We start from the raw sequence: 15,358 nt of genomic DNA, 5'->3' as shown, positions 1-15,358 counted from the left end.
ACATGGTCGAGGGCCGTTCCCGGCGCTTCCCTCGCGACGGAGGGGTCGGGGCCGGACGCTCGCCGTCCGATCGCGGAAAATCCCGTCGGCGGCGGGCGGACATTCCGCTTGACGATGGACGGGGTGGGCGACAGTGTCGCGGGACATGAGCCCGGACCGGACCCTTCGCGATCGACGCCGACGTCGCCCCTCTCACGCGGCGGCTCCGTGCGCTGCGCGTCGATCGGCGTTCCTCCGCGTGGCGGCGGCCTGACCCCTCGGGCCTCGACCGACTCCACCCCGCGTCGCAGCCGCCCGGCCCGCATTCCCGGACGACCCCCGCAGCCTCCGGCTCCGGGGGTTTTCTTTTGCCCGCAACCCGGAAGGACACTCCCATGAGCATTCGCGTCGGCATCGTCGGCATCAGCGGTTTCGGCGGCGGCGAGGCGATGCGCCTGATCGCCGGCCACCCGTCCTTCGAGCTCGTCTACGCCGCCGGCGAGGGCAGCGCCGGCAGCCGCCTCGTCGAGCGCTTCCCCGGCGCGCCGGCCCGGTTCGCCGATCTCGTCATCGAGAAATGGGACCCCGCGGCCCTGCCGCCGCTCGACGTGCTGTTCGCCTCGCTGCCGACCGGCACCTCGGCCGAGGCGCTGGCGCGCGTGCCCCGGGACGTGAAGATCGTCGATATCGGCGGCGACCACCGCTACGCCGAGGGCTGGACCTACGGCCTGGCCGACGTCTGGCCGGACCGGATCGCCGGCCGGACCCGCATCGCCAATCCCGGCTGCTTTCCCGCGGCGACGCTGATTGCGCTGGCGCCGCTGCTGGCCGGGAAACTGATCGCGCCCGGCCACATCATCGTCGACGCCAAGACCGGCATCTCCGGGGCCGGCCGGGGCGGCGGCGACAGCCGGTTCGGCTACGCCGAGAGCAACGAGAACCTGGTGCCCTACGGCCTGCTCCAGCACACCCACATGCCCGAGATCGCCGAGACGATCGAGCGGTTGGGCGGAGGCAGCGCCGCCGGGCTGGTGTTCACGCCGCACCTCGTCCCGATGACCCGCGGCATCCTCGTCACCCTGTACGCCCGCGGCCGGGCGACCACGCAGGAGTGCCTGGAGGCGGCCCGGAGCTTCTATGCCGGGCGGGCCTTCGTCCGCGTGACCGACAGGCCGCCGCAGACCAAGTGGGCGACGGGTTCGAACCTCGCCTTCGTCAGCTATGCGGCCGATCCCGCACGCGATCTGGTGATCGCGATGGGCGTGGTCGACAACCTCGGCAAGGGCGCGGCGGGCCAGGCGGTACAGAACGCCAACCTGATCTGCGGTCTGCCCGAGACCGCGGGGCTCGACGGCGCGCCCGTCTGGCCCTGACGGAGCGCCGTTTCGCGCCGCGCCGGCCCGTGCGGGCGGCGGCGATCGATCAGGCCGGCAGGTCGGGATCGGGCGCCGCCTCCCCGCGGATCGCGGGCGACAGCACCACCCCGTCCGGCGGCTCCGTCGATGCGCCGCCGTGACGGCGCCACGCCACATAGGCCAGGGCCGCCCGGATCACCCGCTCCGAATAGGGCTTGGCGATGATCCCGGCGGCACCGGCGAAGTCCGGCGGCACCCGCTTGGCGTTGGCGGTGGTGAACAGCACCGTCGTGCCGGGCCGGGCGCTCAGGTCCTGCGCCACCCCGATCCCGGTCGGCCCGTCGGCGAGGTGGACGTCGACGAGGGCGACGTCGGGCGCGAGGTCGCGGGCGAGCGCGACCGCCTCCTGCGACCGGGTCGCCACGCCGACCGGGACGTGGCCCGCCTCCTCGATCAGGCATTCGAGCTCGAGGGCGATGAACGCCTCGTCCTCGACGATGAGAACCCGCAACGCCGGTCCCTTCACCGCCCAGGTCCCGAGCCGAGTCCCGAGCTGGGGCCCAAGGGCAGCACCACGTGGGCCCGGGTGCCGGGGCCCAGATCCTCGACGACGAGGCTCCCCCGCAACTGGCGCACCAGCATGCCGACGAGGTCGCGGCCGAACGCCTCCGGGTTGGCGGGCGCGTCGGACAGGCCGATCCCGTCGTCCCAGACCTCGAGCACCAGATGCTCGCCCTCGCGTCGCGCCGTGAGGGCGACCCGGCCCCGGCGGCCGTCCGGGAAGGCGTGCCGCACGGCGTTGGTGGCGAGCTCGTGCATCAGGAGTGCCAGCGGCGCGGCCATCGAGGCCGGCACCGCCACCGCCTCGACGTCGACCGTCAGCGCGATCCGCTCGGGGTCGATCCCGGCCTCGAGCTCGATGGCGAAATCGGCCGCGAAGTCGCGCAGCTCGAAGCGCGAGACGTCGTCGAGGGTGTAGAGCAGGCGGTGGACGGTGGCGAGCGCGCCGATGCGGTCGGCCATGCTGCGCAGCACCTCGCGGCAGGCTTGGTCCTGGGCGCGCCGCGCCTTGAGCAGCACCAGGGAGGAGATCACCTGGAGGTTGTTCTTCACCCGGTGGTCGACCTCGTGCAGCAGCGCGGTCTGCTGGTCGAGGGCGGCCTGGAGCGCCCGGTTGCGTGCCTCGATGTCCCGGGCGAGGACCTCCTTCTCCCGCATCAGCGCCAGCTCGGCCTGCCGTGTGCCGGTGACGTCGGAGAGCAGCGCGAAGTAGGTGGACAGCGTCCCGCGCTCGTCTCGGACCGGCGTCAGCGTCATGGCGTTCCAGAACGGGCGCCCGTCCTTGCGGTAGTTCAGGATGTCGACCTGCACCGGCTCGCCCTGGGCCACCGCCTGCCGCACCCGGGCGATGGCGGCCGGGTCGGTGTCGGGCCCCTGGAGGAAGCGGCAGTTGCGGCCCATTACCTCGTGCTCTTCGTAGCCGGTGACGCGGCAGAAGGCGGGGTTGGCGAACACGATCGGGTTGTCGGGCCGGCCCGGGTCGGTCATGACCATCGGCGTCTCGCTCGCCCGGAAGGCGTCCGCGAAGCGGGCGCCGGGGAAACGGTCGGCCGCCTGCGCGGGGCTCGCCTCGGCCTGCCTGGGAGCGTCCAACCCGATCATCCGCACTCGCCCACCGCCGGCTGGCACCGCCCGGAGGAGCCCGGACGGAGAGGGGAATCACCCCCAATCTATCCCAGCGAACCCGCGACCCGGGGTGCGGTTCCCATTCGCAGCGTAAGCTTCGGTGGACGCAATGTTAATCCTTTCTCCATCATGATCCCGCCCACATCCTGGCGTCGAGTGCGCGGCGGCGGCCGGGCGCGGCGGCGCCCGGCGGAAATGCGCGGCGCAATTCTGTCGTGTTCATTGTTTTTGCATCGTCTCGCCGCCGGCTCCGGCGGGGGAGGTGCGGTGCCCGGAAGGACGACGCGCGCGATGACGGCAGCCGGGAAGACGACATCCGGGACGGGACGGCCGGCCGCCGGCTGGGTCGCCCGCACCCGCGCCACCCTGCGGGACGTGGCGGCCGACCGGCGCATGGCCATGATGCTGGTGCTCGGCTTCGGCGCCGGCCTGCCGATCCTGCTCGTCTTCGCCACCCTGTCGGCCTGGCTGCGCAGCGCCGGCATCGAGCGCTCGAGCATCGGCCTCCTCAGCTACGTGTCGCTCGCCTACACGCTGAAGTTCCTCTGGGCCCCGGTGATCGACCGGCTCGACCTGCCGGTGCTCTCGCGCCTGCTCGGCCGGCGCCGGGCCTGGATGCTGCTGTCGCAGCTCGCCGTCGCCGCCGGCCTGATCGCGATGAGCCGGGGCGATCCGGCGACCTCGCTCGGCTACACGGTGGCCTGCGCCCTCGTGATCGCCTTCGCGTCGGCGACCCAGGACATCGTGGTCGACGGCTGGCGCATCGATTCCGCGCCGACCGAGCGCCAGGGCATGATGCTGGCGTCCTACCAGCTCGGCTACAGCCTCGCCCGCATCTGCGCCGGCGCCGGCGCGCTGTTCGTCGCCGACGCCTTCGGCTGGGCGCCCGCCTACGGCGCCATGGCGCTCCTGATGCTGGTCGCGCTCGGCGGCACGCTCGCCGCCCCGAAGGTGCAGGCGCGCGACCCCGGACCCCGGCGCGGCTGGCGCCACGCGCTGCGCGAGGCGGTGGTCGAGCCCTTCGCCGACCTCGTCGCCCGCAAGGGGACGGGTCTGGTGCTGATCCTGGCGCTGATCACCGTCTACCGCCTGCCCGACATCGTGTCGGGCATCATGGCGAACCCGCTCTACATCGACATGCAGTTCACCCTGTCGGAGATCGCCACGGTCTCGAAGGTCTACGGCGTCTGGATCGGCATTGCCGGGGCCTTCGCGGGCGGCATCGCGGTGAGCCGGCTCGGCCTCTACCCGGCGCTCCTGATCGGCGGCATCGCGGCCTCGGCCTCCAACCTGATGTTCGCCTGGCTGGCGCTGGCCGGCCACGACCTGCCGCTGCTGGTGGCCAGCATCAGCATCGACAACTTCGCCGGTGCCTTCGCGGGCACCGCGCTCATCGCCTACATGTCGAGCCTGACCTCGCCGGCCTTCGCGGCGACGCAGTACGCGCTGCTCTCCTCGCTCTACGCGCTGCCGGGCAAGTTCGTCGGCGGCTTGTCGGGCTTCGCCGTCGAGTCGCTCGGCTACCCGGTCTTCTTCACGATGACCGCGGCGGTCGGCATCCCGGTGACGCTGCTCTGCCTCGGCCTGCGGCTCCTGCCGGGCGAGACCGAGCCGGCCCCGGGGGCGGAACCGGCGCAGGACCTGCCGGCCCGGGCCTGAGGCGGCTCTCGCGCCGCCCCGCTCTCCGGCCCCTCTCGCCGCCGCCCCTCGCCGCCGCCTCTCGCCGCCCCTTGCGGAACCCTCCCCGGGCGCCCCAGCTTTATCGGCACGTTCGATGCGACGGCCCGCCCGTCGCATCGCCTGTCGCCCGAGAGGGAGCGCCCGTGTCCGAGATCGTCGCCGTCGAGCCCGTCCCGTCCCCCGTCCCGGTCGGGGCGCCGGAGCCCCTCACCGCGGAGGACCGCGCCGCCCTGCGCCGGGCGGTCGCGGCCCTGGAGCGGCCGAGCCTCGCCGGCCGGCTGTCGGCCATGGCCGGCGCGCCTCTCGACCTCATCGGCCGCGCCCTGCCGGCCCCGGTGATGGATGCGGTCGGCCACGCCACCGAGACGGCGATGCGCGGCGCCCTGCGGGCGGCCCTGGCGACCCTGCCGGCGAAATCCGCCGCGACCGACCCCGACGCCGCGGCGCTGGCACCCCTCGGGCCCGACCTCCCGCCGTCCTGGTCGCCGTCCTGGCGCGACCGGGCGATCGACCTCATCGGCCGCTTTCCGCCCGGCGACCGCGGCCACAAGGCGCTGGCGGCCTTGTCGGGCGCCGTCGGTGGCGCCTTCGGGCTCACCACGCTCGCCGTCGAGCTGCCGCTCTCCACCACCCTGATGCTGCGCTCGATCGCCGAGATCGCCCAGCGCGAGGGCGAGGACCTCGGCGATCCCGAGGCGGCGCTCGCCTGCATGCAGGTCTTCGCCCTCGGCGGCCGCGGCCCGGCCCAGGCCGATGCACCCGCCGGGAACGCCGCCGAGAGCGGCTACTTCGCGGTGCGCGGGGCGCTCGCCAAGGCGATGTCGGAGGCTGCCCGCTACGCCGCCGGCCGCGGCCTCCTCGACGAGAGCGCGCCGGCGCTGATGCGGTTCGCCGGCCAGGTCGGCGCCCGGTTCGGCGGCGTGGTCTCGCAGAAGCTCGCCGCCCAGGCGGTGCCGGTGCTCGGCGCGCTCGGGGGCGCGGCCGTCAACACCGCCTTCATGGACCATTTCCAGTCGATCGCCCGCGGCCACTTCACCGTGCGGCGGCTGGAGCGCCGCTACGGCAAGGGCCCGGTGCGGGAGGCCTACGAGGCGGAGCGGGCCGCCCTCGGCGCGGCGTAGCGGCGCTTCAGGAGGGCGTAGACGAGGCGCGCGGTCTGCACCTCGCCGCCCTCCGGCCGGCCGGGCTTGGCGCTCGGGTTCCAGCCGTAGAGGTCGAGGTGGACATGCGCCTTGGCGGCAGGCGCGAAGCGGCGCAGGAACAGGGCCGCCGTGACCGCCCCGGCGAACGGCCCGCCCGAGACGTTGTTGAGGTCCGCGACCTTGGAATCGAGCAGGCCCGCATAGGGCGCCCAGAGCGGCATCCGCCAGACCGGGTCGTTGACGGAAAGGCCGGTGGCGCAAAGCTCCGCCGCCAGGGCGTCGTCCTCGGTGAACAGGGCCGGCAGGTCGGGGCCGAGCGCCACCCGGGCGGCGCCCGTCAGGGTGGCGAAGTCGAAGACCAGCTCCGGTGCCTCCTCGTCGGCGAGCGCGAGGGCGTCGGCCAGGATCAGCCGGCCTTCCGCGTCGGTGTTGCCGATCTCGACGGTGAGGCCGCGCCGGCTCTTGAGTACGTCGCCGGGCCGGAAGGCGTCGCCCGCGACCGCGTTCTCGACCGTCGGGACCAGCACCCGCAGCCGGACGGGCAGGCCCGCCCCCATCACCATCTCGGCGGCGGCGAGCGCCACCGCGGCGCCGGCCATGTCCTTCTTCATCAGCAGCATCGCGGCCGAGGGCTTGATGTCGAGGCCGCCGGTATCGAACACCACGCCCTTGCCGACGAGGGTGACGCGCGGCGCCGACGGGTCGCCCCAGGCGATGTCGATCAGCCGCGGCGCCCGCGGCGAGGCCCGGCCCACCGCCGCGACGAGCGGAAAGCCCGCCTCCAGCGCCTCGCCCGCCACCACCGTGCAGGCGGCGCCGAACTTTTCGGCCAGGGCCCGCGCGGCCGCCTCGACCTCCGCCGGGCCGAGGTCGTTCGCCGGGGTGTTGACGAGGTCGCGGCCCGCCGCCACCGCATCGGCGATGCGGTCGATCTCGGTGGCGTCGACGCCCGCAGGCGCGGCGAGCCGCGCCTGCGGCGCCGCCCGCTCGCGGTAGCGGCCGAAACGGTAGCCCGACAGCCGCCAGGCGAGCGCCGCCAGCGCCGGATCGCCGGGATAGCCGTCGAGCCGGTAGGTCCCCTCGGGGAGGGCGTCGGGCAGGCGCCCGGCCGCGAAGGCGTCGCCCTTGTCCCCGCCCTCGACCCCGAACAGCACGCTCTCGATCGCCCCGTCCGGCCCCGGCAGCAGGGCGATGCGGCCGGGCTTGGCCTCGAACCCGCTCGCCCGCGCGAAGGCGGCGGCGAGCGGCGGGAGCGCCGCCAGGGCGGCCGGCCAGCCGGCGGCGTCGACGCAGCGGATCGGGATGGCGGTCTCGGTCGCGGGCAGGAGCGTGGTCACGCGGGGCATCCCTTCCTTCAACGCGGACGGCGGAGGGCCGGAGGGGGAGCCAAGACGGGACTGTTGTCAATCCTCGGGCAAAACGCCCCGAGCAAGTGGCTTGAGGACGAGCGCCGGAGCGCGTGGCCCCGGTCGCCTCGCCGCAGGCCGGGAACCCCGGCGGGCCCGCGGCGTCACCCCGGACCCCATCCGACCCCGAGGAGATCGTCATGACCGAGGACAGGAAGCCCATCAACCCGCTGGAGCGGCGCGAGACCATCGGCATCGAGGACGGCAGCCGCCACGACGGCGAGGCCGTGACGTCGAGCCGGCACGGGACCGGGACCGATCGTGGCGGCGCCGAGACCCGGCCGCCGGCTCCGAAGGCGACGCCCTCGGACACGCCCCGGCGTTAACGGCCGATTAGGGTTAACGACCTATCACCACGGTCACGAGGGCCGTGGGAGCGGGTTGCCACATCCCAGGCCCGTTCCTGGAGTGGCCGATGCCCGCGACCGTCGAGACCCGTCCCGTCCGCTCGAACGCCCTGCGGCGCCTCGCCGTCGTCGCGGCGGTGGCGCTGATGGCCTCGGGCTGCCTGTCGCGCAAGCCGCTGACCACCGGCTCGATCGACGTCGCCGCGCCCGCCGATACCGCGCGCCGCGACGTCGGACGGCTCGCCGCCCGCTACGAGCGCGACCCGGGCGACGTCGGCACCGCCATGGCCTACGCCCACGCGCTGCGCGCCACCGACCAGGGCTCGCAGGCCGCGGCGGTGCTGCAGCAGACCGCCCTGCGCAACCCGAAGAACCCGGCGGTGCTCTCCGCCTACGGCAAGAGCCTGGCCGAGGTTGGCCGTCTCGCCGAGGCGGCGGAAGTGCTGCGCAACGCCCACTCGCCGGCCAATCCCGACTGGCGCGTGCTCTCGGCGCAGGGCGCGGTGGCCGACCAGATGGGCGATCACCTGCAGGCCCAGCGCTACTACGAGGCGGCGCTGAAGATCGTCCCGGGCGAGCCGGCGGTGATGTCGAATCTCGGCCTGTCCTACGCGCTCGCCAAGCGGCTGCCCGAGGCCGAGGCGACCCTGCGCCAGGCCAGCGCCGACCCCCGCGCCGATGCCCGGGTGCGCCAGAACCTCGCCCTGGTGCTCGGGCTGCAGGGCCGCTTCGGCGAGGCCGAGCAGATCCTCACCCGCGACCTCGGGCCCGCGGAGGCGGCCCAGAACGTCGCGGCGCTCCGCGCCTCCGTCACCCAGCCCAATGCCTGGAAGGCGATCCGCTCGGCCGAGAAGGCCGAGGCCTCGGCCCCGCGGCCGCGCGTCGCCGCCTCGGCGATGTGACCGTGCGGCTCGCCGCCCCGAAGGACCTCGAACGGAGCCCGGGCCGCCCGGGTCAGGACGGCGGCGGGGCCACCCACACCGCGTCGCGCACGGTGATCGCCCGCGGGATCAGGCCGAGGCGGTGGAAGCGGTCGGCGGTCGCCTGCTGGCCGTCGAGGATCCGGTCGGTCAGCGGCCGCACCGCGAACTGGGTCCGGTCGGCGGCGGCCTTCTGGATCGGCAGCGGGATGCCGGTGACCTCGGCGAGCGCCTGCGCCACCTGATCGCGATGCGCCTCGGCCCAGGCCGCGCCCTGCTCCAGCGCCCGCAGGGCCGCGCTCACCACCGCCGGGTGGGTCTGCGCGAAGGTCTTGTTGGCGAGGAAGTAGCCCGACACGTCGAGGGTCTGCCCGGATGTGGTGAGCACCCGGGTCTTGTCGCGCGCCTGCGCGACGGCGAAGTACGGGTCCCAGATCGCCCAGGCGTCGACGCTGTCGCCGGTGAAGGCCGAGCCCGCATCGGCCGGCGAGAGGTAGACCGGCGTGATGTCCGCGAAGCTCAATCCCGCCTTCTCAAGGGCGGCGACCAGCAGGTTGTGCGAGGAGGTGCCGCGCCCGACCGCCACCTTGCGGCCCCTGAGATCGGCGACCGTGCGGATCGGCGACGCCTCCTTCACCAGGATCGCCTCGCCCTCGCCGGAGGGCGCTGCCGCCGCGGTATAGACCAGGTTGCCGCCGGCGGCCTGTGAGAAGATCGGCGGTGCGTCGCCGGTATAGCCGAAATCGATGCTGCCGGCGTTGAGCGCCTCAAGCAGCGGCGGACCGGCCTGGAACTCGAACCATCGCACCTTGACGCCGCGATCGGCGAGCTGCGTCTCGATCAGCTGCTGCTGGCGCGTGACCACGATCAGCCCGATCTTCTGGTAGCCGATCCGGAATTCCTTGAGCGCGGTCTGCGCGGCGCGGGCCGGACCCGCCGCGAGGGTGCCGGCCGTCATCAGCCCCGCGAGGACGGAGCGGCGTGTGGGATGCATCGAACAAACTCCAGTAGAGATCATCCGAGGCGTACAGCAGTCGTTGCCGGCTCGTCGGATGCTGTCGAAAGCTCTCATCCCCCGGTTCTGCCGTCAATGAACGGGAAATCCAAACTCGACGGCAAGACGGGACAGGATTTCTCCTGTGTCGGGCATTGCGAAAATTTCGTTTTCCGCACCCGCGAGGGTGTCCGGTTCGGCGGATCGTCGTGGACCGGCCCGCTTCCTCGCGAGAATGGCCGGATGAAGACACCGCGAAGAATCGAGCGCGCGATCCCGTCTCCCGCACGGGGGAGGGGAGGCGCGCCATAACCTTCCCCGGACGGTCCTGCCTGTCGCGAGGCGGGATCGCGCCCGCCGCGACGGGTTGCGTCGCCCGGTCCATCCCCAGGGGGGCGTTGCCGCCCTGGCCGCCCGCCGCCATGATCCGGCGGGCCAAGGCGCCCGGCTCACCGGGGCGCCGCCGGAGGAACGCCTCGTGTCCCGCGTGCTCTACGAACTCGCCGCCGCCGACCCGGACCGGCGCTTCAGCCCGTTCTGCTGGCGCATCCGCCTCGCCCTGGAGCACAAGGGCCTCGCCTTCGAGGGGCGGCCGTGGCGCTTCACCGAGACCGGGGCGCTGGCCTTCTCGGGCTCGGACAAGGTGCCGGTGCTGGTCGAGGACGGGCGCCCGATCGCCGAATCCTCGGTCATCGCCGCCCATCTCGAGGCGGCCTACCCGGACCGCCCGTCGCTGTTCGGCGGCGCGGCGGGGCAGGCGCTGACCCGCTTCCACGTCGCCTGGACCGACCAGGTGCTGCACCTCGCCCTGGTGCCGCTCCTCCTCCTGCCCATCCACCGCCACCTCGCCGCCGACGACCGGGCCTATTTCCGCAGGAGCCGCGAGGCCCGCTTCGGCAAGCCGCTCGAGGCGGTCTGCCCCGATCCCGAGGCCCAGCTCGCCGTCCTGCGAAGGACCCTCGCGCCGGTCCGCACCGTGCTGCGCGCCCAGCCCTTCCTCGGCGGCGACGCCCCGCTCTATGCCGACCACGCGGTGATGGGCGCCTTCCTGTGGGCCCGCGGCGTCGGCGGGCCCGACCTGCTCGAGCCCGACGATCCGGTGGAGGCGTGGCGCCGCCGGATGATCGAGCGCCTGGGCGAGGGGTCGCGGGCGCTCGCCTCGGGCTGAGGCGAACTGCCTGTGGACCCGGCCGCGCGGCGCGGATCGAGGCGGGGCCCGCCGTGTTACGAGTCGGGCCATCGCAGGGAGCCGAGATGACGATCAGCGTCGAGATGGGGGTGGCGAGCGGCGGCCGGCCGGCCGCCCTCGACCTGGAGGAACTGCTGGCGACGCGCCTGCTCGTCCAGGGCAACTCCGGCTCGGGCAAGTCGCACCTGCTGCGCCGGCTGCTCGAGCAGAGCGCGCCGCACGTCCAGCAGGTGGTGATCGATCCCGAGGGCGACTTCGTCACCCTGGCCGACGCCCACGGCCACGTCGTGGTCGAGGGCGACCACGGCGAGGCCGACCTCCAGCGGATCGCCGCGCGGGTGCGGGCGCACCGGGTCTCGGTGGTGCTGACGCTCGAGAACCTCGACGTCGAGGCGCAGATGCGCGCCGCCGCGGCCTTCCTGGGCGGGTTGTTCGAGGCCGAGCGCGACCACTGGTACCCGGTGCTCGTGGTGGTGGACGAGGCGCAGCTCTTCGCGCCCGCCGCCGCCGGCGAGGTCTCGGACGAGGCCCGCAAGGCCTCCCTCGGGGCGATGACCAACCTGATGTGCCGCGGCCGCAAGCGCGGGCTCGCCGGCATCATCGCGACCCAGCGCCTCGCCAAGCTCGCCAAGAACGTCGCGGCGGAAGCGTCGAACTTCCTGATGGGCCGCACCTTCCTCGACATCGACATGGCGCGCGCCGCCGACCTTCTGGGCCTGGAGCGGCGCCAGGCCGAGAGCTTTCGCGACCTGGAGCGCGGCCACTTCATCGCGCTGGGTCCCGCGCTTTCGAAGCGGCCGCTGCCGATCGCCATCGGGCCGGTCGCGACCTCGGCCCGGTCGTCGAGCCCCAAGCTCGTGCCGCTGCCGAGCCCGGCCGCCGGCGATTCCCTGCGCGACCTGATCCTGACGCCCGCCGAGGACGAGGTGACGTGGATGCCGGCGCCGCGCCCGGCCCCCGCGCCGCGGGCGACGCCGACCGACCTCCTGCAGCAGCTCGCGCAGTACCGGCCGCCCGAGCCCGTCGAGGCGCCGCCGAGCATGAGCGAGGCCGAGCGGGACGCCGCGCTCGCCGAGATCCTGCGCGAGATCGCCGCCGACCCGGACGGGGCCCACCACCCGATCGCGGTGCTCTACCAGGATTTCCTCGTCCGCTGCCGGATGCGCCGGCTGCCGGGCGAGCCCCTGGATCTCGGACGCTTCCGCCGCCGCCTCGCCATCGCGCGGGCCGGGGTCGACGGCGAGGCCGCCGAGGGCGACGAGGCGGAGGCGGTGATGGCGGCCTGCGCCGGCCTGCCCGAGGAGGTCCAGGGCCTCTTCCTGCTGCTCGCCCGCGCCGCCCGGGCCGGCGCCCCGTGCCCGTCCGACGACGCGCTCGCCCGCGCCATCGGCTCGCGCTCGCCCGGCCGGGCGCGGCGGCTGCTGGCCTATGTCGAGAGCCGCGGCGCCGCGGTGTGCCGCACCGATTTCCGCGGCAACCGCGTCGTCGCGCTGCCGGCGCTCGGCTGCGAGACCGCCCCGGGCGACCCGAAGGGATTGGCCCAGGAGCCCGCCCCGGGCGACCCGAAGGGATCGGCCCAGGAGCCCGCCGGCCTGTTCGCGGCGGAATAAAATCTCCCCGGCACCCGCGAAACGGGCGCCGAATCGTGTCCGTTCGTGTCGCATGCACCGGGCATTAAGCCTCTTCGTAGAAGGTGGGCCGGCGGCAGCGCGCGCCCTTGCGGTCGGACGATCCTCGGGCGACACAACTACCGCTCACTTGAACGATCGTGGCGGACGCCTTGAAGTTGCAGAGCCAGCTTGAACCGGAACCGGGTGCCCGGCCGATCCAGATCCGGGTCGGCGGCCGCTACCTCCTGCCGGGCGGGGCGGAGCATGCCTGCGAGACCCGCAGCCTGTCCCTCGCAGCCATCGACGTGCTGGCGCCGGAAAGCGGCCTCCTGGGCGACCCGGTCACGCTCTACCTCGACGACGTCGGACCGGTGGCCGGCGCCATCCGGGCGATCAATCCGGACGGCTTCACCCTCGCGGTCGATGTCGGGCCGGAGCGGCGGGCCCGCTTCGCCGCCCGCCTCGACTGGCTCGCCGGCCTGACGAGCGGGCGGACCGACCAGCGCAGCGACCCGCGCATCGTGCCGACCGTCCGCACTGTCGAGGTGCGCGGCGCCGACGGCCGGGTCCAGCCCGGGACGATCATCGATCTGTCGATGACCGGCGCGGCGATCTCGGTCCCCGACCGGCCGGCCGTGGGCGAGGCGGTCACCATCGGCAAGCGCCGCGCCACCGTGGTGCGTCACCTCGAGAACGGGTTCGCCGTCACCTTCCGGCTGCCGTTCCGGCCCGAGACCTTCGGCCTGCACGTCATGCTGTGAGCCGCGGCGTGCCACGAAAGCCGCGCGCTTCCGGCGCACGGGACCAGAATCCGCCCCTTCACGCGACGGCCCCGCGCGGCCGGGAGACCGGGATGCCGGGCACGAACCGGGGCGGCAAGGCCCCACGCGACCGCATCGACCGCGGATCCGGCCGGGACCCGGTCGACATCCGCATCGTCGTCTCGACGGCCCGGGGCGGGCGGGAGCGCGCCCGCTTGCCCTGGCCGGTCAGGCTCGCGCTGACGCTCGCGGTTCCCACCCTGGTGCTGGTCGTCGTCTTCGTGCTGCCGCACTACCTCGACTGCCGCGGCCGGGCCGGGACCGGCTTCGTCGTCCAGGGCGTGGGCGACGCGGCCTGTCTCCGCCGGAGCGTCTCCGGCCAGATCGACGAGACCCACAAGCGCTTCGAGGACATCGCCCGCGCCGTCGGCGCGCGCTGACCGGGCCGGCCTTCGCTCGGAAGACGGGAAGTCTGTCAGGTACCGGCGCGGGCGACAAGGCGGCTCCCGGCACGGGGCCTTGCGCCGCGCCGCCTGTCCGTTCTGGGAGCGCTGCCTTAAGTTCGGGACGATCCCCTCCGGTACGAGGACGAGGCCCGATGTTCCCAGACGTGAAGCTCCACATCGCCGGCGAGTGGCGCGCCGGCAGCGGCGGCCAGACGCTGCCGATCCTCAACCCGGCGACCGGCGAGACGCTGAGCCAGCTCGCCGTCGCGACCAGGGACGACCTCGACCAGGCCCTGGCGGCGGCCGATCGCGGCTTCCAGGCCTGGCGCAAGGTCTCGGCCTTCGAGCGCAGCAAGGTGCTGCGCAAGGCCGCCAACCTGATGCGCGAGCGCGCCGACGAGATCGCCCGGATCATGACCCTCGAGCAGGGCAAGCCGGTGGCGGAGGCCAAGATGGAGGTGCTCGGCGGCGCCGACACCATGGACTGGTTCGCGGAAGAGGGCCGGCGCGCCTACGGCCGGGTGATCCCGCCCCGCGCCGAGGGCGTGATGCAGCTCGTGATCCGCGAGCCGGTCGGCCCGGTCGCCGCCTTCACGCCGTGGAACTTCCCGATCAACCAGGCGGTGCGCAAGGTCTCGGCGGCGCTCTGCACCGGTTGCTCGGTGATCCTCAAGGGCCCCGAGGACACGCCGGCGAGCTGTACCGCGCTGATCCAGGCCCTGCTCGATGCCGGCGTGCCGGGCGACGTGCTCGGCCTCGTCTTCGGCGATCCGGCGACGATCTCGTCCTACCTCATCCCGCACCCGGTGATCCGCAAGATCACCTTCACGGGCTCGACTGCGATCGGCAAGGAGCTCGCCGCGCTCGCCGGCCAGCACATGAAGCGCGCCACGATGGAGCTCGGCGGCCACGCCCCGGCGATCGTCTTCCGCGACGCCGACGTGCAGAAGGCCGTGCAGGTGCTCGGCGCCAACAAGTTCCGCAATGCCGGCCAAGTCTGCGTCGCGCCGACCCGCTTCCTCGTCCACGATTCGGTGTTCGACGCCTTCGTGGACGGCTTCGTGGGCCTGTCCCAGGGCCTCAAGGTCGGCAACGGCCTCGAGGACGGCGTCAAGATGGGCCCGCTCGCCCATGGCCGCCGCATCGAGGCGATGGAGGGCTTCGTGGCCGATGCCGAGCAGAAGGGCGCGACCTTGCGCACCGGCGGCAAGCGCATCGGCAACCAGGGCAACTTCTTCGAGCCGACGGTCTTCACCGACGTGCCGCTCGACGCCCGGATCATGAACGAGGAGCCCTTCGGGCCGATCGCCGCGATCCAGCGCTTCTCGGACGACGAGGAGGCCTTCGCGGAAGCCAACCGCCTGCCCTATGGCCTGGCCGCCTACGCCTATACCCGCTCGGCCGAGACCGCGACCAAGCTCGCCACCCGGGTCGAGAGCGGCATGATGTCGATCAACCACCACGGCATCGCCCTGCCGGAGACGCCCTTCGGCGGCGTCAAGGATTCGGGCTACGGCAGCGAGGGCGGATCCGAGGCGATCGAAGCCTACCTCAACACCAAGTTCGTCACGCAGGCCGGCTTCTGACCGGGGGACGGCGCCCGGCGTCGGGGGAGGGGGCTCCATGCCTCCGCCCATCCCCGACGACCCCTTCGTCGGTGCCCCTGCGCCGGTGCCCCCGCGCCGGCGAAATAAGGGTTGCCAAGCCAGGGCGGACCCCTTAGATCCCACTTCCAACGGCGGGAAGCAATTCCCGCCGTTCAGGCGCCCGTAGCTCAGCTGGATAGAGCACCAGACTACGAATCTGGGGGTCAGAGGTTCGAATCCTTTCGGGCGCGCCATTT

14 protein-coding genes and 1 tRNA gene are annotated in these 15,358 nt (G+C 73.7%); 11 read left to right on the top strand and 4 right to left on the bottom strand.

Annotated features, from left to right (window positions below):
• The first annotated feature begins 374 nt into the window (after window positions 1–374).
• Complete coding sequence (gene argC, locus BMX97_RS24860; RefSeq protein WP_091753887.1) at window positions 375–1,352, top strand: N-acetyl-gamma-glutamyl-phosphate reductase; 978 nt, start codon at window positions 375–377, stop codon at window positions 1,350–1,352.
• A gap of 49 nt (window positions 1,353–1,401) precedes the next feature.
• Here argC and BMX97_RS24855 read toward each other — a convergent pair whose 3' ends face one another.
• Both BMX97_RS24855 and BMX97_RS24850 read right to left on the bottom strand, forming a co-directional pair.
• A complete protein-coding gene (locus BMX97_RS24855) occupies window positions 1,402–1,845 on the bottom strand; it encodes a response regulator (RefSeq protein ID WP_091753904.1) in 444 nt (147 codons plus the stop codon).
• An 11-nt stretch (window positions 1,846–1,856) separates the two neighbouring features.
• Window positions 1,857–2,987, bottom strand: a complete 1,131-nt coding sequence (locus BMX97_RS24850; protein WP_280142814.1) for a PAS domain-containing protein — start codon at window positions 2,985–2,987, stop codon at window positions 1,857–1,859.
• A 324-nt stretch (window positions 2,988–3,311) separates the two neighbouring features.
• On the opposite strand from BMX97_RS24850, the gene BMX97_RS24845 reads away from it, so the two are divergent.
• Window positions 3,312–4,679 carry an AmpG family muropeptide MFS transporter gene (locus BMX97_RS24845; RefSeq protein ID WP_091753885.1) on the top strand — a complete coding sequence of 456 codons (1,368 nt, stop codon included), beginning with the start codon at window positions 3,312–3,314 and terminating at the stop codon, window positions 4,677–4,679.
• Window positions 4,680–4,843: 164 nt separating this feature from the next.
• On the top strand, window positions 4,844–5,821 hold the full coding sequence (locus BMX97_RS24840) for an EcsC family protein (protein WP_091753884.1): 978 nt from the start codon (window positions 4,844–4,846) through the stop codon (window positions 5,819–5,821).
• Here BMX97_RS24840 and BMX97_RS24835 read toward each other — a convergent pair.
• Entirely contained in the window at window positions 5,785–7,179 is a 1,395-nt protein-coding gene (locus BMX97_RS24835; RefSeq protein ID WP_244538628.1) for a leucyl aminopeptidase family protein, read from the bottom strand. The genes BMX97_RS24840 and BMX97_RS24835 overlap by 37 nt on opposite strands.
• 209 nt (window positions 7,180–7,388) lie before the next feature.
• Between BMX97_RS24835 and BMX97_RS24830 the strand changes: the two genes are divergently transcribed.
• On the top strand, window positions 7,389–7,574 hold the full coding sequence (locus tag BMX97_RS24830) for a hypothetical protein (RefSeq protein ID WP_091753882.1): 186 nt from the start codon (window positions 7,389–7,391) through the stop codon (window positions 7,572–7,574).
• A gap of 89 nt (window positions 7,575–7,663) precedes the next feature.
• On the top strand, window positions 7,664–8,497 hold the full coding sequence (locus BMX97_RS24825; RefSeq protein ID WP_091753881.1) for a tetratricopeptide repeat protein: 834 nt from the start codon (window positions 7,664–7,666) through the stop codon (window positions 8,495–8,497).
• A gap of 52 nt (window positions 8,498–8,549) precedes the next feature.
• Here BMX97_RS24825 and BMX97_RS24820 read toward each other — a convergent pair whose 3' ends face one another.
• Complete coding sequence (locus BMX97_RS24820) at window positions 8,550–9,509, bottom strand: aliphatic sulfonate ABC transporter substrate-binding protein (RefSeq protein ID WP_091753880.1); 960 nt, start codon at window positions 9,507–9,509, stop codon at window positions 8,550–8,552.
• A gap of 478 nt (window positions 9,510–9,987) precedes the next feature.
• On the opposite strand from BMX97_RS24820, the gene BMX97_RS24815 reads away from it, so the two are divergent.
• The 6 genes from BMX97_RS24815 to BMX97_RS24790 all read left to right on the top strand — a co-directional run bounded on the left by BMX97_RS24815 (window position 9,988) and on the right by BMX97_RS24790 (window position 15,355).
• Window positions 9,988–10,677 carry a glutathione S-transferase N-terminal domain-containing protein gene (locus BMX97_RS24815; RefSeq protein WP_091753879.1) on the top strand — a complete coding sequence of 230 codons (690 nt, stop codon included), beginning with the start codon at window positions 9,988–9,990 and terminating at the stop codon, window positions 10,675–10,677.
• An 86-nt stretch (window positions 10,678–10,763) separates the two neighbouring features.
• A complete protein-coding gene (locus BMX97_RS24810; RefSeq protein ID WP_091753878.1) occupies window positions 10,764–12,308 on the top strand; it encodes an ATP-binding protein in 1,545 nt (514 codons plus the stop codon).
• Between the two features lie 176 nt (window positions 12,309–12,484).
• A complete protein-coding gene (locus tag BMX97_RS24805; RefSeq protein WP_244538627.1) occupies window positions 12,485–13,069 on the top strand; it encodes a PilZ domain-containing protein in 585 nt (194 codons plus the stop codon).
• 92 nt (window positions 13,070–13,161) lie between these two features.
• The gene (locus BMX97_RS24800; RefSeq protein ID WP_091753877.1) at window positions 13,162–13,509 is read left to right on the top strand and encodes a hypothetical protein; all 348 of its coding nucleotides are present in this window, start codon (window positions 13,162–13,164) and stop codon (window positions 13,507–13,509) included.
• Between the two features lie 158 nt (window positions 13,510–13,667).
• Entirely contained in the window at window positions 13,668–15,101 is a 1,434-nt protein-coding gene (locus BMX97_RS24795) for an NAD-dependent succinate-semialdehyde dehydrogenase (protein WP_091753876.1), read from the top strand.
• Between the two features lie 177 nt (window positions 15,102–15,278).
• Window positions 15,279–15,355: transfer RNA gene (locus tag BMX97_RS24790), tRNA-Arg, on the top strand.
• Window positions 15,356–15,358 lie beyond the last annotated feature (3 nt).

The sequence above is a fragment of the Methylobacterium sp. ap11 genome (genome assembly GCF_900110515.1).
GTDB classification, from domain to species: domain Bacteria; phylum Pseudomonadota; class Alphaproteobacteria; order Rhizobiales; family Beijerinckiaceae; genus Methylobacterium; species Methylobacterium ajmalii.
Note: the sequence above shows the minus strand (reverse complement) of the source record. Positions and strands in the feature narration are given on the sequence as shown.

Excerpts from the sequence above, each read along its gene's own strand:
- argC (WP_091753887.1), top strand. The coding sequence starts at position 375 with ATGAGCATTCGCGTCGGCATCGTCGGCATCAGCGGTTTCGGCGGCGGC.
- BMX97_RS24845 (WP_091753885.1), top strand. The coding sequence starts at position 3,312 with ATGACGGCAGCCGGGAAGACGACATCCGGGACGGGACGGCCGGCCGCC.
- BMX97_RS24830 (WP_091753882.1), top strand. The coding sequence starts at position 7,389 with ATGACCGAGGACAGGAAGCCCATCAACCCGCTGGAGCGGCGCGAGACC.
- BMX97_RS24825 (WP_091753881.1), top strand. The coding sequence starts at position 7,664 with ATGCCCGCGACCGTCGAGACCCGTCCCGTCCGCTCGAACGCCCTGCGG.
- BMX97_RS24820 (WP_091753880.1), bottom strand. The coding sequence starts at position 9,509 with ATGCATCCCACACGCCGCTCCGTCCTCGCGGGGCTGATGACGGCCGGC.
- BMX97_RS24810 (WP_091753878.1), top strand. The coding sequence starts at position 10,764 with ATGACGATCAGCGTCGAGATGGGGGTGGCGAGCGGCGGCCGGCCGGCC.
- BMX97_RS24800 (WP_091753877.1), top strand. The coding sequence starts at position 13,162 with ATGCCGGGCACGAACCGGGGCGGCAAGGCCCCACGCGACCGCATCGAC.
- BMX97_RS24795 (WP_091753876.1), top strand. The coding sequence starts at position 13,668 with ATGTTCCCAGACGTGAAGCTCCACATCGCCGGCGAGTGGCGCGCCGGC.